The organism is Actinomyces glycerinitolerans (assembly GCF_900098745.1).
In the GTDB taxonomy this organism is placed as follows: domain Bacteria; phylum Actinomycetota; class Actinomycetes; order Actinomycetales; family Actinomycetaceae; genus Actinomyces; species Actinomyces glycerinitolerans.
This window is the reverse complement of sequence record NZ_FQTT01000010.1, coordinates 406,923-421,932: the sequence shown is the minus strand read 5'-3', so window position 1 is coordinate 421,932 and position 15,010 is coordinate 406,923. Positions and strand designations below refer to the sequence as shown.

The following is a 15,010-nucleotide window of genomic DNA, read 5'->3' as shown; positions in this document are numbered from 1 at the left end:
CTAGTCCGCCTTGTCGGAGATCGTTGTGGAAGAACGGCGTGGTGTGCTCCGGCGATACGCCGCTGCGAAGTACAGCAGCACGGCGCCGAAACAAACGATATTGACTACGAATGATAGCTGCATTGAGCCCGTCAGGTCGGAAATGAGTCCTTGGACTGCCGGGATGACGGCTCCGCCAATGATGGACATGACGATTATTGCGCCGCCGGTCTCGGTGTGTCGCTTGTCCTCGATCGAGTCCAGAGTTCGCGCATAGATGGTCGCCCAGCACGGGCCGAACAGTCCGGAGACGAGTATTGCGGCGTAAACCGCGGTGATGTTAGGGACGGCGATCACGTAGACGAGTGTTAGTACGCCGGCGATCGCGTAACCGACTAGAACTAGGTCCTCGTTGAACCTGGTCATAAGCAGGTTCGCCGTGAATTTCCCGATGAAGAACGCCGCGTACGCCCAGACCATGTAGTTTGAGGCTGTGCGCTCGTTCAGGGAATCGTCGAGTGTCAGGGCCAGCCGAATCGTGAAGGACCAGACCGCCGTTTGCATGCCGACATACAGGAACTGTGTCACGATTCCCTGGCGGAAACGCCCGTTGTGCGCAAGGTAGGACAGTGTTTGGAGTATCGTCGCGCGATCCTGGTTGACGCCTGTGTCGGAGACGTGCTGAGGCTTGCAGGAGGGCATCTGTGTAAGTGCTATCACCAGAAGAAGAGCGAGCAGAACCACGATCAGGAATCGGTATGGCTGAAGTGTGCGCAGCAGCATTTGTTCGGCCAGCTGGTGTTGTTCTTCGGCGGAAAGCCCACTCAACTGCTTGTCCAGAGACTGCCCCTCGGTGAAGATGAGGTACTTTCCGAGCAAGATTCCAGCGATTGAGCCGAGTGGGTAGAAGGTTTGTGAGATATTCAAGCGGAGAGTTGCCAGCCGCTTCGGCCCTACCATTGATGAGTATGTGTTACAAGACGTCTCGAGGAAGGACAGGCCGACCGCGATTGCGAACAACGCGGCAAGGAACACGGAGTAGGTCGCGACCCGGGATGCGGGGAAGAACATCGTGCATCCGATGATATAGAACGTTAGACCGGTCAGTATGCCAGTCTTGTAGCTCCACCGCCTGATCACTCTCGAGGCCGGAATCGCCAGCACGAAGTATCCCCCGTAGAATGCGGATTGAACGAAGGCGGAGGCGAAGTCTGAAAGTGTGAATACAGACTTGAACTGCGTGATCAATATGTCATTCAGTGCGGCTGCCGCGCCCCACATCGGGAAACAGATGGATAGCAGTACATATTGGAAGAGCGGAGTTCGGTCGAGATACCCATCTGCGAGCTGGCGGCTGGGGTCGCGAATGACTCCGATCGACTTGGGGCGGGTGACGACTTGAGCGCTCATGCCCGGTCACCCCGGCCGAGAAGTTTCCGTCCTGCTGACGCGCCGATGCGGGTTGCGCCGGCCTGGATCATAGCGTCCATCTGCTGAGGCGTACGGATTCCTCCGGACGCCTTGATGCCGAGGCGTCCGCCGACGGCGTCGTTCATGATCGAGACTGCGTGCACCGTTGCTCCTTCACCCAAGTATCCGGTGGAGGTCTTGACGTATTTTGCGCCGGCTCGTTCAGCGCATTTGCATGCAGCACGGATCTCTTCGTCGTCTAGTAGGCCGGTTTCCAAGATCACCTTCACCGTATGTTCTGGGGCGGACGTTACCACTCCATTTATGTCTGCTTCGACGGCCTCCCAATCGTGATCCTTCACTGCGCCGATGTTGACGACCATGTCGACTTCGTCTGCGCCGTCTTCGATTGCAATGCGTGTCTGTGCGGCCTTGGAGTGCGGTGAACTGGCGCCGAAGGGAAAGTCAATGACGGTGCACACCAGGGTCGACGACTGTGATAGGAGTGCTACGGCATGAGGAACGTGCACGGGGTTTACACACACGGAAGCCATGCCTAGCTCGTCGGCCTCGTGACACAAACGGTCGATCTGTTGTTTTCGTGCCGCGGGATCCAGAAGCGTGTCGTCGATTAAGGACGCGCGTGTTGACATGTGAACTCCTTTGTTCTGCATAACCTCTGGTGAAGAGGTGTCAACCGGCAGGATACGTGCGCCGTCGTGTTCGTACACAGTGCGCTCCGAGTCGCGCTGAGCTCTGGGTTCGCCCCGAGATTCCAACGATAAGTCGGTGCTAGGGGGGCGGTCGTCGACGGAGATTGGAGCGAAGGTGCCCAGATGGCACACATGTTCCGGCGGTGCTGGCTGTGAACGGCGTCTAGCGCGGTATGAGCGTTTGGGGCTCACATCGTGTGTCCACGGATGCAATCCGGCGAGCGGTCTCGACGTCGACGACTAGCCTGTCTACGTATCGGTTGAGGAGCGCTGCTCGGACCACGGGCGCACTCTGCTCTCCTCCGGCAATGAGTATCTTTTGTTCTATGTGGCGGAGGTCGGGCAAAGTGATACTGATTGTTCGATTATTGAGGTCGGGTACGCACACGCGCCCCTCCGCGTCGATTATGCGTGCGCATAGTTCTCCGACGGCGTGTTGCATGATGGTTTCCGCCTCGCGGTGGTTCAGGCCAAGCTTGCCCACCGTGGGGGTGATGCCGCCGATCGGCGCCGCGAAGAAGACGGCGATGCGTGCAGAGGCTAGCCGAGTAAGGATGTCACGCGTCTTCGCTTCGGCGCGTAACCGGTTTGCCTCGGGGACGGAGTGGACGAGCAAAGGACATGGGAGGGTGGCCAGCTCGGCGTGTAGCTGGCTCGCCAGGAGGGGCAACACTGCCGTGTCTTCGTTGCCGCGAAGATATTCCGACAAGGTTCTTGCCATTTGCCAGACTCTTATTGATCTGCAAGGGGCTGGGTCCAGGTGCTGCGCCAGGTCTTTCAGGGTTGATGATGTTTGGACGGCTAGAGTGTCGCCGTCGCGGAGGATTGAGCTGAGCATGTCTGCGCCTTGTGCGCCGAGTTCTGAACGCATCCGACCGGGAAGGTGGTGGGACGTGCCGACGAGCCTGACCTCGGTTAGGTCGAACCGCTCGCGCAGGTGTTCGATCAGTGCCTCGTCCTGTTCTCGCGGATCACATATCTCGATACGAACGAATCCCCTCCTCTGAGCGTACGCGAGCAGTTTTGAGACCGTTGGACGGGAGACGTGGACCCGTTCGGCCACCTCCGCCTGCGTGAACCCCGCGTCGTAGTAGAGGTGCGCGACGTCGATCGCGAGTACCTCCTTGCGTGTCAGCTTCACGCCCGTGACGTGCACCGTTGCTCCTCTTGGCGTATCTGTCTGCTTCGGTGGCAAGCCTATGTCGTTGGCTCCGTAGGTGGGAGGCGGCCGGCGGGCCGCCGCGGTGTCGCGAAGGCGCTTGCTTCGCACCGGGCGACGTATGACGGTAGTGCATGATGCGGGCGGATGTATGACATGGATCACATGCGGTTCGGGTTCGGGGTGGACCACAAGAACGAACTCTGAGCCCCTCCCGGGATGCCGCGAGAAACTCCCGCTCCCTCGGCGGCAGTCAGGTTCCTTAACCACAACATGTTGTGGTTATACGGCCGCGACATGCCCACATGATGTGTTCCACGCGTGTAATTCTCGGGGTAGTGTCTGAGGTGTCAGCGGAGCTGAGCCGCCAGCCCAGAGCCGTCCGTCCATAGAAGTACTGGAGCCCTACCCGTGTCCGATAGCACTCAGACCCCGTCCGCCGCTCACCTGGCCGCCGCGCACCCCGAGCTCGTGGCCCGAGGTTCTGCCGACTCCGCTGTCGCCCACGGCTCGCGGCCCCAGATCGACGCTGTCTCCACCATCACCGAGTACCTGGACCGCTCCGACTGGCGCGTGAACGCCAACGCCAACCAGGGCTACTCCCTGGGCGGCATGATCCTGAACACCTCCGGCAAGGTCATCGCCAACTACTGGCTCAGCCAGATCTACCCGCAGGCCGCCGGCGACGCCCACCGCAACGGCGACATCCACATTCACGACCTGGACATGTTCGCCGGCTACTGCGCCGGCTGGTCGCTGAAGAACCTGCTCCAGCAGGGCTTCAACGGCGTCCCCGGCAAGATCGCCTCCGGCCCCGCCAAGCACTTCTCCTCCGCCGTCGGCCAAATCGTCAACTTCCTCGGCACCCTGCAGAACGAGTGGGCCGGCGCGCAGGCCTTCTCCTCCTTCGACACCTACATGGCCCCCTTCGTCCGCCTGGACAACATGAGCTACGACGAGGTCCTCCAGTGCATGCAGGAGCTCATCTTCAACCTCAACGTCCCCTCCCGCTGGGGCACCCAGACGCCCTTCACCAACCTTACCTTCGACTGGACCTGCCCCGCGGATCTGGCCGACGAGCACCCGCTGATCGGCGACGAGCTGTGCGACTTCACCTACGGCGACCTCGCCGAGGAGATGGGCATGATCAACCGTGCCTTCATGGAGGTCATGACCACCGGCGACGCAGACGGCCGCGTCTTCACCTTCCCGATCCCCACCTACAACATCACCAAGGACTTCGACTGGGACAGCCCCAACGCCGACCGGCTGTTCACCATGACCGCGAAGTACGGCCTGCCCTACTTCCAGAACTTCATCAACTCCGAGCTTGACCCCGGCATGATCCGCTCCATGTGCTGCCGCCTGCAGCTCGACCTGCGCGAGCTGCTCAAGCGCGGCAACGGCCTGTTCGGCTCGGCCGAGCAGACCGGCTCCGTCGGCGTCGTCACCGTGAACATGGCCCGCCTGGGCTACCTGCACGCCGGCGACGAGGAGGGGCTGGTGAAGGCGCTGGACCGCCTGATCGACATCGCCTCCGAGACGCTGGAGCTCAAGCGCACCGTCATCCAGCACCACATCGACACCGGCCTGTTCCCCTTCACTAAGCGCTGGCTCGGCACGCTGGACAACCACTTCTCCACCATCGGCGTCAACGGCATGAACGAGATGGTTCGCAACTTCACGCACGACGCCTACGACCTGACCGACCCGCGCGGTCACGCCATGTGCGTGCGCATCCTCGACCACGTCCGCGGGCGCATGGTCGAGATCCAGGAGGCCACCGGCCACCTGTACAACCTGGAGGCCACCCCCGCCGAGGGCACCACCTACCGGTTCGCCAAGGAGGACCGCAAGCGCTACCCCGACATCCTCCAGGCCGGCACCGACTCCAACCCGTACTACACCAACTCCTCCCAGCTGCCCGTCGGCTACACCGACGACCCCTTCGAGGCACAGGAGATGCAGGAGGAGCTGCAGACCAAGTACACGGGCGGCACGGTGCTGCACCTGTACATGAACGAGCACATCTCCTCGGCCCAGGCCTGCAAGGAGCTGGTGCGCCGCTCGCTGACCGCGTTCCGCACGCCCTACATCACCATCACCCCGACCTTCTCGATCTGCCCGACCCACGGCTACCTGGCCGGCGAGCACTTCACCTGCCCCAAGTGCGCCGAGCTGCACCCCGACGCCGAGCCGGTCGAGTGCGAGGTGTGGACCCGCGTCATGGGCTACTTCCGCCCCGTGAAGTCCTTCAACATCGGCAAGAAGGGCGAGTACATGGAGCGGCAGATGTTCACCGAGTCGGCGGCCGGTGCCCACGGCACCACCACCTCGCGCCTGACCTCCATCAGCGCCTGACATTCCGCCCGAGGCGACGCCGGGGCGCTGGGACCGGGGAAGATCCTCTCCGATCCCAGCGCCCCGCGCGCCCAGGCACTCGATCCCCACAGGGAGACACCGTGAGCAGCGAATCCGCGCCCGGCGCCCGTCGCCCCGGAGGCGTGGACGTCGAAGTCCCCGCGCACCGCCCCGCCGACGATCTGCAGATCGCCGGGCTCGTGCCCATGTCCACCGTCGACTGGCCCGACCACCTGGTAGCGACGGTCTTCCTGCAGGGCTGCCCCTGGAACTGCTTCTACTGCCACAACCAGGCCCTCATCCCCACGCGCACCCCCGGCGCGGTCGCCTGGGATGAAGTACGCTCCCTGCTCGCCCGCCGTCGCGGCCTGCTCGACGGCGTCGTCCTGACCGGTGGGGAGGCGCTGCGCCAGGACGCCCTGGCCGACGCCGCCGCCGAGGTGAAGGAGATGGGTTTCCAGGTGGGCCTGCACACCGCCGGCCCCTACCCGGGTCGCCTGCGCGACATGGTGGCGCGCGGGCTGGTCGACTGGGTCGGCCTCGACATCAAGGCGCTGCCCGAGCACTACGACGCCGTGGTCGGCCGCCCGAACTCCGCCGCCAAGGCCTGGGAGAGTCTGCAGGTGCTGGTAGACGCGGCCACCCGCGGCGACGGCGTCGACTTCGAGGTACGCACCACCGTGGTTCCCGGGGATGTCACCGCCGCCGACGCCGTGGAGGTTGCCCGCCGCGTGCACGACGCCGGCGCCCGGGTCTACGCCCTCCAACAGGCCCGCGGCGCGGGCACCACCGGCGACTTCGCCGTGTCCGCGCCCGGCTGGGACGCCGAGTGTGAGCGCATGGCCGCCCAGATCGAGGCCCTCGGCTGGGACCGCTTCACCTACCGTCCCGCCTGACGCCTAGCCGCCCCCGCGCCTCTTCTTCCGCCGAGACCGGCATCTGTGATACGCCGAGACCTGTACTAATGCCGGGCGGAGCTCGCACGCGCTTCTATGGAAATGGCTCGCGCTCCCGTAATGGGGCGAGGGCGCAGCTCACAACGAGGGGGCGATGGCGCTGAGGTTGTTGAGCACGTGCAGTGCTGCCGGGAACAACACGTTGCCACGTGTTCTCACGAACAGGATTCCGGCCGCGACGCCGAAGCAGGCGTGCGGAATGATGCCTACCCATTCGGACAGCGTCCAGGAGTGCATGTGCAGCATGCCGAACAGCACACCGGAGACCGTGATCCCCACCCACGCCCGGGTGCGGTCGGCAATGGCGGTCAACAGGAACTGGCGGAAGAACATCTCCTCCACGACCGGTCCCGCGAACACCAACACTCCCAGCACGGCCCAGGGCGGGAAGGCGACTATTGCCCGACCAACATTGGCGTCATTGGCCAACTCGGCCCCCACGCCGGGCAGGACGCCGGCGAGCCAGTCGGATGCCAGGACCCCTACGCTCTCCAGCGCCACCGCCCCGACGGCGCCGAGCGCCAGCCAGGCCACGGCCCGCAGCGGGCCGGCTGTCAGTAGGCGCCCCTGCTCGGCCAGCTCACCGCCCCAACCGCCGACCGCCAGCATGAGCAGCACCGCGTAGGCCCACATGGTGAAGGCGCCCTGTCCCGACGCAGGCAGCCACGGCGGCGACAGGTGCAGCAGGAACGCGCCGGTGTAGCCAACGACGAAAACCAGCCGGCACGCCGTCGCGGTTTTGGAGGGCGGCCCCGCTTCGCGGCTTGGGTAGGCGGTGGTCTTCGGGCAGGCCCATGAACGGGAAGACATCATGAGTTTCTCCTCCAGTCGAGGTGATTCAGCGGTGTCGGCAGGTGAACTCGGCGGCACCGAAAGGTGCCGGTGATGCCGTTTACCGATCGCCCCGAGTCTGGAGTCATGCCCACTGCCAGCGACTCGGCCGCGGGAGGGATCTCGCATCTTCTCCTCGGACCTGCGGATGTAGAACCCAGGTTCGATGCCCGGCACGAGTCGTCCCCCTAGACTGCAATGGTGCCGAAATCGCCAATTCACTCAGCTCGCGCTCCACGCCGACACTCCGCCGTGGGCCGTGTGGCGGTGGCCTGCGCACTGCTGTTCCTGGTCGCCTCCCTGGCGGCCACCGCCGACTCCGGTGCTCCCGGGACGGCAACGCGCACAGTGGTGTGGGGCGTGCTGCTTGGTCTGACCGGCTCGGCGTGGTGGCTGCGGCACCGCGATCGTGCAGCATTCGAGCGGGCGCTTGCCCGGGAGGCGGCGGCCCGAGCCGTCGCCGAGGATCGTCTTGAAATCGCTCGCGATTTGCACGACACGATCTCCGGTGCCCTGGGGGCGATCATGGTTCGGGCGGCCGTCGCACAACGCCTAGAGCACGACCCGCAGGATCTGCGCGTCGCCCTGCAGGAGGTGGAGCAGGCCTCGCATGAGGCGACTGCCGGGTTGCTGCGCATGCTGCGCGTGTTGCACGGCAAGGGTTCGCCGGACTCCGCCTTCCCCGTCCCGCCGCCCGCAGACGCGGATCGCGAGGGTATCGACGCCGGAGACTCGCCGTGCGGTACCGGCTGGCGCGCCACGGACACCGCCGGGAGACGGGCATGACCGGCGAGATCGGCGTGCTGGTGGCCGAGGACCAGCGCCTGTTACGCGCCTCTCTGATAGCGCTGTTCAACGCCGAGCCGGATATGACCGTACTGGGCGAGGCCGCCGACGGGGAACGCGCCGTCGCCGAGGCGTCGCGACTGCGGCCCGATGTGGTGCTCATGGACATCCGCATGCCTGCGCTCTCCGGTATTGAGGTCACAGCGCGCATCTGCGCCGATCCGCGGTTGGCTCACACGCGCATACTCATACTGAGTATGTATGAACTCGACGAGTACGTTCTGGGCGCCCTACGTGCCGGCGCCTCCGGCTTCCTCCTCAAGGACGCCGACCCGAGCATGCTTCTCGACGCCGTGCGCACCGTGCACTCCGGGCAGTCGTTACTTGCCCCAAGCCTGATGGCGCGCTTGCTCGATCACTGCGTGCCCGCCGCGACCTCCTCAACCGCTCGGTTGGAGACGTTGACCCCGCGGCAACGCGAAGTTCTTACGCTGATCGCCCGTGGAATGTCTAACACCGAGATCGAGGAGGAGCTGAGGATCACCCGCGCCACCCGCCGCAGTCACATCAACGCCTTGCTAGCGCGACTGGGCGCTCGGGACCGGGCGCAGTTGGTGATCGCCGCCTACGAGGCCGGGCTGGTGCGACCCGCCCGCCAAGGGCTGTAGGCCCGATCTGCCACCACCGACGCTGACGGTGCGACCCGCGCGCCACGAGTTGTAGTTGTCATAAACTGCACCACTTTCACGTGTCGGCTGTACTCGACGAAACGCCGAACCGCATGATTGCGCGCCTGCTGTGCCCGAAGCGGGTCTGCTGTGCAGGGAAAGTGGTGCATTCCGTGCCACCTTCGTCGCTGCTGCCCACTGCTCGACCGTGTGCTTGAGCCGGGCCCCTTGAACACCTATGCTTACCGAGTAAGCGTTACCCGGTAAGCATCGCCGTTTGCCGGGATTCTCACGACCCGGGAGTCGGCAATGGCCGTGAAACACGCCCTGCTCGCCCTACTCGCACGCGGTCCCGCGGGCACCTACCAGCTGCGCAAGGACTTCGAAGCGGCCACCGGAACCACCTGGCCCCTCAACATCGGGCAGGTCGCCACCACGCTGGCGCGCCTAGAACGCGACGGCCTGGTGATACGCCTCGATCCCGGCCGGCCCGTGAACGGCCCCGGCGCGCCGGGTTCCGCAACCGCTTCCGCCGCATCCACCTCCGTCCCGGCGGCAGCGGCGCAGCCCACGCCGCGCAACTCCGACGCCGCGCCGGCTGCTGCGGACGCGGCTCCCGTAACCGGGCCTTCCAATACGCAGACGCTGCCCACCGCCAACCGGGACGTGGCCGCCTGGACCCTGACCGACGCGGGCCGAGAGGAGCTCGCCCATTGGTGGGCAAGCCCGGTGGCCCGCCGCGCCCCCGAACGCGACGAGCTCGTCATCAAGCTCGCGCTGGCCACCGCCTCCCCTGACGTCGACGTCGCTGCGCTGATCCAGCAGCAGCGCCAGGCCACGCAGACCACCCTCCACGAGATCAACCGCGCCCGCCGTGCCGCCGCCGACGAGGACCTGGCCACCACGCTCGTCCTGGACCACCACGTGTTCATCGTCGAGGCCGAGTTGCGCTGGCTCGACGACGCCGAGGGCCGCCTGACCCGCGCCGCCGCGCTCCGCGCTTCGGCCGCGTCCACCACGCCTGCCGCGTCTCCCGCCTCCACCGCGCCGGTCTCATCCACCGGGAGGCGGTCCTGATGCGCGCCTCGCGTCAGCAGCCCGTACTCGAGCTCCGCGGCGTCGGCCGCATTCACGGCACCGGCGCCCGCGCCGTCACCGCCCTGGACGGGGTCGACCTCACGGTCGCGCCCGGTGAGTTCGTCGCCGTCATGGGCCCGTCCGGATCCGGGAAGTCGACCCTGCTCAACCTCGCCGGTGCCCTGGACCGGCCCACCTCCGGCAGCGTGATCCTGGCGGGCCGCGACCTGGCCGGCCTGGACCGCACCGCCCTGGCCGAGGTGCGCCGCCGCGCCGTCGGCTTCGTCTTCCAGGACTTCAACCTGCTGCCTTCTCTGACCGCCGCCGAGAATGCCGCCTTCCCCCTGGAGCTTGACGGCTGGCCCGCCCGTCGCGCCCGGGCGGCCGCACTGAACGCGCTGGAACAGGTCGGCTTGGCGGATCTGGCCGACCGCCTGCCCGGCGACATGTCCGGCGGCCAGGCGCAGCGTGCCGCCATCGCCCGCGCCATCGTCGGCCCGCGCCGCCTGCTGCTCGCGGACGAACCCACCGGCGCACTCGACTCCGCCACCGGCACCGCGGTCATCACGGTGTTGCGGGAGCGCGCCGACGACGGCGTCGCCGTCCTCATGGTCACTCACGAGCCCCGCTTCGCCGCCTGGGCCGACCGCACGGTCTTCCTGCGCGACGGCCGCCTGGTAGGCGCCTCCGACCCCGGCGACGTCGACGCGCTGCTGGCCACGCCGGGGGAGGGCCGGTGAACGCGGCCCGGCTGCGGGCCCTGCGCCCCGTGGTCCGCCTGGCCGTGCGCGACGCCCTGGCGCATAAGGCCCGCAGCCTGCTGGCGATCCTGCTGGTGGCGGCCCCGCTGGTACTGATCGTCGGTTTCCTGGGCACCCGCCTGTCCACCCCGCCCACCCGGCAGGCGGCCCTGGCATCCATTCCCGACGGCGCACAGGCACTCGTGACCGGCACGGCCGTCGACCCCGTGGAGGCCCCGTTCCGGCAGGTGCCCGAGGGCGCGCCCGGGCCCTGGATGGACTCGCCGGACACCGTGCCCCTGACTGCTGAGGAGTTGGCCAGCTACCTCCCCGCGCGCGACCGGGTCCTGCAGTTCTGGGACTCTGAGGACCTGCTCGCCCTGGCCGACCCCGACGCCGAAGCGGGCGCGGCCACGCCCGCCGCCGCAGGGGACCTGCAGGGCGCGGACTTCGGCGCAATTGGAACCTTCACCCTGCGCGAGGCAGACGCCGCCGGCCTGGAGCTGCTCCTGCCCCCGCTGGTCGCCGGCGCCGCCCCGACCGGCACCGCCGACGTCGTCATCACCACCGCCCTGGCCGGGCGCACCGGCGTGGAGGTGGGAGAGGCGATCATCCTGATCGCCCCGCCCTTCGACGGCTGGTACTCCACCAGCGGGCGCATCGCCGAGGTCATGCAGGACTCCCGGCGCACCTACCGCGTCACCGGCCTGGTCGACGACGGCGCCGCCCGCGCCTGGGCGCTGCCGGACTGGCTGGCGCCGGCGGTCCAGGACGACCCGGCCGGCGTCGACACCCACTTCCTGGTCACCGGCCCCGACCCGATCACGTGGGAGGTCGCCAAGCAGCTCAATGGCGAGATGGCCTTCGCCGTCTCCCGCCACGTGCTCACCAACTACCCGGACGCCTCCGAGCTGTATCCGGTGGCCGTCAGCGCCGACTACCTGGCCACCGCCCTGGTGATGACCGTGATCGCCTGCGCCGCCGCCGCGGGCCTGCTGCTGGGGCTGGTGACCCCCGCCTTCGTGGTCGCCGCCGAGCAGCAGCGCCGCACCCTGGCCCTCGCCTCCGCCACCGGAGCCGCACCGCGACAGCTGGCCCGCACCATCACCCTGCAGGGGATTGCGATCGGCTGCCTGGGCGGAGTGCTCGGCGCCGGTGGCGGACTCGTCGCCGCCTGGGCGGCCTACCGCATCTTCGAACCCGAGGTACAAGCGCTCGCGGGCCTGCCGGGGTGGCTGCCGGTGCTCGTTGTCGCGGGCGCCGCCTTGGCCGGGTGGCTGGCCACACTCGCGCCCGCCCGGCGAGTGGCGCGCATGGAGCCGGTCCAGGCGCTCAAGCGCGGGAACTGGCCGGCGGACGCGGTCGGCGCTCAGCAGAGTCGGGCCGGACGCAGGTGGCGCCTGCTCGGCGGTGCGTGCCTGCTGGCGGCCGCGATCGGCTGCGCCCTTGCCTCACTGCGCATACAAATACCCGTCGCCGCGCCCGGAGAGGCGCCGGCGGTGCCCGGCACACTGCCCGGGGGAGCCGCCGTGCCGCTACTGGTGGTGGCCCTGCTGCTGGGTGCGGTGGGGCTGTTCGTGTTGGCCCCGGTTGCGCTCGACGCCGCAATCATGGTGCTGGCCAAGGGGCCGCTGGCGCTGCGCGTGGCCGCCCGAGACGCCGCCGCCCACCGCGGCCGCGCCCTGCCGGTGGTCGGTGCGATCGGTGTCGTCGTCGCGCTGGCCGGCGGGCAGACCGTCTACCTGGCGTCCTCAACAGCCAACTACAACGACACCTCCACGGTTCTGGTGGCGCCCGGGCACCTCGCGCTGGGACCACGCGTGCCGGTTTCCGACGACTTCGACGCCGCCGTCCTGGCCGACGCCGCGAGTGTGCTGCAAGACGCCGGTCTGCCCGTCACCGGCTCCGCGCCGGTTCGCGCGATGGACTTTCGTAAGGAGGGCGTGTCGTACACCCTCAGAGTCGAACCCCCGGCCGACTCCCGCTGCCCCGACTTCACCGACCCGGACGTCGCGGCCTCTCTGGGACTGGTGGACACGGTGACTTGTGTACCTGCGGGGCAGGGATACAACCCGGGCATCACGGCCCCCTGGATGCTGGGAGACGATGTCTTTGTAATGGAAGGGCAGGCGCTGCGCGCCACAGGCCTGGACGGGGCGCAGGAGGCCGCGGAGCTCCTGGAGGCGGGCGGTGTGGTGGTCAACAACGCCACCTGGATCGATGATGACGGCACGGTTCGTGTAGGTCTGATGGACTACAGCGATGCCGCCATGACCGTCCAGCACCCGCAATCCCGGGACGCCTACTTCCTGCCACGGATGACCGCCACCATCACGGTGTCGCCCGCCACCGCCGCCGAGCTGGGGCTGACCGGCGCCGACGCGCCGATATACGTGGGGGAGATGGTGCAGCTGTCGCGACCGCTGACCGCGGCGGAGACCGCCACTGCACGGCGAGTTGTTGAGGAGCGGAGCGACCTGGTGACTGTCGGGACCAACTCGGATCTGCCGCCTTGGGGCGGCGTGGCCGACTTCGCGGTCCTGGCCGTGCTAGCGGCGGTGGCCCTGTTCGCACTGGTGGTGAGTCTGCTACTGACCCGCACTCAGATGCGCGCCGACATGGTCACCATGCACGCGGTGGGAGCCTCGCCGCGTTTCCTGCGACGACTCACGGCCGCCCATGCCACCGTCATCCTGGCGCTCGGCGTGCCCGCCGGGGCGGTGTGCGGCTGGGCGGTGGCCGCGTATCTGGTGGCCTGGAATCGGCACGTGGCCATTGACGGTCCCTGGCTGCGCCTGGAGGGCCTGTGGGGCTGGCAGCTGGTGGGACTGGCCGGCTTCGTCGCGGTGGGTCTGGGCGTGGCGTGGCTGATGGGTCGCCCGCCGCGCCATCTGGCGCGCTCCCGCGACGACTAGCCGTCACGTTCCACGACCTTGGGGGCGTTTCACGACCTTGGGGTGCATTCCACGACCACCCCGGGGTCGTGAAACGTGCACGGGGGTCGTGGAACGTGCACCAGGGTCGTGGAATGTCATGGCCTCCGTCCGGCGGAGGATCGGCGCGGGTGCGTCTCGGCGTGCGGGCGCCTCGGCTCGGGCGCACAGCAATGCTCCGTCCTCAGCGCCGCTCCCGGAACACCGCCCGCCGTTGCGCCAGGTAGCTGACGGCGTACAGCACGCCGTCGCCGAGGGGCTTGGCCAAGCCGAGCGGCACCCCGATCCCGGTCAGCGCCCGCAACAGCACATAGCTGGCGGCGAGCAGCGCCAGCGCGAGCGCCATGTAGCGCACGGCCGTTCTGCCGACGGTGCCGGGCGCCGCCCGGAACACGCGCCGGTTCATGAAGAAGTTGGCCGTCCCGCTGACCAGCCGTGCCCCCACCACACTCGCCAGCAGGTTGCCGGTCAGCAGGTGCAGCGCCATCACCCCGACCCAGTCGATGCCGAAGCTCGCCAGGCTCGCCCCGACGAATCCCAGCAGCGGCGCGTAGATCCGCGCCGAGTCCTGCAGCGGCCGGAAGTGACTGGAGGTGTTGCCCGGCTCGTACACCGTGGCGATCTCCACCTCCTCGACCTCCAGGCCGAGTTCGTGAGCGCGCAGCAGGGCGCTGAGTTCCCACTCATAGCGGTCTCCGGGCACATCCGCCAGCCAGGCGGTCTGCCCGGCAGGGTAGCCGCGCAGGCCGGTCTGGGTGTCGCCCAGTCGCCAGCCGGTCGCCAGACGGAACAACAGTGCGGTCACGCCATTGCCGATCCGGCTGCGCGCCGGCACCGGCCCGGTCAGGCGCCGCACCCCGAGCGTCATATGCCCAGTGGTGTGCACGCGCCGGGCCACCGCGGCGATGTCCGCGGGCCGGTGCTGCCCGTCGGCATCCGCGCACACCACGTCCGCCTCCGGCCACAGCTCGGCCACCTGCGCCAGCCCGGTGCGCAGCGCCGCCCCCTTCCCCCGGTTACGGCCATACCCGACGACGTCCGCCCCGCGTGCGCTCGCCGCCCGAAACGCCGGCGCATACTCCGGCCCGGAGCCGTCGTCGACGACGAGCACCCGGCATCCGGGCAGCTCCCGCACCAGGTCGCTCACCAAATGCGCCAGCCTGTCGTCGGGCTGATAGGCGGGTATGAGCACGACCAGGCCCACGCGGGAGGGGCGTCCCGACGCCGGTCGCATCCCCGGGACGGGCGCAGGCCCGCCGCTGCGTTCGGCCTCATTCTCTCGGGCCGACGCCGCCGGGCGTCGCGGTGCGTAGGCGGTGTGCGGTCGGGCCACGGCGTCGGACCGCAGGCGACGTCGCGGGAAGGAACCGGTGGCGGGGCGCGCAGGCGTACTCATC

General features: G+C 68.0%; 12 protein-coding genes. 7 read left to right on the top strand and 5 right to left on the bottom strand.

The genetic code is table 11. The annotated features are described in order from the left end of the window. The 3 genes from fucP to ACGLYG10_RS08280 all read right to left on the bottom strand — a co-directional run bounded on the left by fucP (nt 1) and on the right by ACGLYG10_RS08280 (nt 3,258). Entirely contained in the window at nt 1-1,389 is a 1,389-nt protein-coding gene (gene fucP / locus ACGLYG10_RS08290; RefSeq protein ID WP_073330316.1) for an L-fucose:H+ symporter permease, read from the bottom strand. Then, on the bottom strand, nt 1,386-2,042 hold the full coding sequence (deoC, locus tag ACGLYG10_RS08285; RefSeq protein ID WP_073330312.1) for a deoxyribose-phosphate aldolase: 657 nt from the start codon (nt 2,040-2,042) through the stop codon (nt 1,386-1,388). The genes fucP and deoC overlap by 4 nt, the downstream gene beginning before the upstream one ends. A gap of 223 nt (nt 2,043-2,265) precedes the next feature. After that, nucleotides 2,266-3,258, bottom strand: a complete 993-nt coding sequence (locus tag ACGLYG10_RS08280; RefSeq protein WP_073330309.1) for a sugar-binding transcriptional regulator — start codon at nt 3,256-3,258, stop codon at nt 2,266-2,268. A 414-nt stretch (nt 3,259-3,672) separates the two neighbouring features. Here ACGLYG10_RS08280 and ACGLYG10_RS08275 point away from each other — a divergent pair, with 414 nt between their 5' ends. Together ACGLYG10_RS08275 and ACGLYG10_RS08270 are read left to right on the top strand one after the other, a co-directional pair. Continuing rightward, nucleotides 3,673-5,622 carry a ribonucleoside triphosphate reductase gene (locus ACGLYG10_RS08275; protein WP_395994448.1) on the top strand — a complete coding sequence of 650 codons (1,950 nt, stop codon included), beginning with the start codon at nt 3,673-3,675 and terminating at the stop codon, nt 5,620-5,622. A 182-nt stretch (nt 5,623-5,804) separates the two neighbouring features. After that, nucleotides 5,805-6,518 carry an anaerobic ribonucleoside-triphosphate reductase activating protein gene (locus tag ACGLYG10_RS08270; RefSeq protein ID WP_083565796.1) on the top strand — a complete coding sequence of 238 codons (714 nt, stop codon included), beginning with the start codon at nt 5,805-5,807 and terminating at the stop codon, nt 6,516-6,518. 138 nt (nt 6,519-6,656) lie between these two features. Here the strand turns inward: ACGLYG10_RS08270 and ACGLYG10_RS08265 are convergent, their stop codons facing one another. Beyond that, the gene (locus tag ACGLYG10_RS08265) at nt 6,657-7,391 is read right to left on the bottom strand and encodes a CPBP family intramembrane glutamic endopeptidase (RefSeq protein WP_073330304.1); all 735 of its coding nucleotides are present in this window, start codon (nt 7,389-7,391) and stop codon (nt 6,657-6,659) included. A 270-nt stretch (nt 7,392-7,661) separates the two neighbouring features. On the opposite strand from ACGLYG10_RS08265, the gene ACGLYG10_RS08260 reads away from it, so the two are divergent. The 5 genes from ACGLYG10_RS08260 to ACGLYG10_RS08240 all read left to right on the top strand — a co-directional run bounded on the left by ACGLYG10_RS08260 (nt 7,662) and on the right by ACGLYG10_RS08240 (nt 13,595). Beyond that, the gene (locus ACGLYG10_RS08260; protein ID WP_073330301.1) at nt 7,662-8,195 is read left to right on the top strand and encodes a histidine kinase dimerization/phosphoacceptor domain-containing protein; all 534 of its coding nucleotides are present in this window, start codon (nt 7,662-7,664) and stop codon (nt 8,193-8,195) included. Beyond that, a complete protein-coding gene (locus ACGLYG10_RS08255; RefSeq protein ID WP_073330298.1) occupies nt 8,192-8,863 on the top strand; it encodes a response regulator transcription factor in 672 nt (223 codons plus the stop codon). The genes ACGLYG10_RS08260 and ACGLYG10_RS08255 overlap by 4 nt, the downstream gene beginning before the upstream one ends. Nucleotides 8,864-9,172: 309 nt before the next feature. Continuing rightward, the gene (locus tag ACGLYG10_RS08250) at nt 9,173-9,940 is read left to right on the top strand and encodes a PadR family transcriptional regulator (protein WP_073330295.1); all 768 of its coding nucleotides are present in this window, start codon (nt 9,173-9,175) and stop codon (nt 9,938-9,940) included. Then, on the top strand, nt 9,940-10,680 hold the full coding sequence (locus ACGLYG10_RS08245; protein ID WP_073330293.1) for an ABC transporter ATP-binding protein: 741 nt from the start codon (nt 9,940-9,942) through the stop codon (nt 10,678-10,680). Before ACGLYG10_RS08250 ends, ACGLYG10_RS08245 begins: the two co-directional genes overlap by 1 nt. Then, nucleotides 10,677-13,595: an FtsX-like permease family protein gene (locus tag ACGLYG10_RS08240; protein WP_073330290.1), complete on the top strand. Its 2,919-nt coding sequence runs from the start codon at nt 10,677-10,679 to the stop codon at nt 13,593-13,595. Before ACGLYG10_RS08245 ends, ACGLYG10_RS08240 begins: the two co-directional genes overlap by 4 nt. A 202-nt stretch (nt 13,596-13,797) precedes the next feature. Here ACGLYG10_RS08240 and ACGLYG10_RS08235 read toward each other — a convergent pair whose 3' ends face one another. After that, entirely contained in the window at nt 13,798-15,009 is a 1,212-nt protein-coding gene (locus ACGLYG10_RS08235) for a bifunctional glycosyltransferase family 2/GtrA family protein (RefSeq protein ID WP_083565767.1), read from the bottom strand. Nucleotide 15,010: the final 1 nt, after the last annotated feature.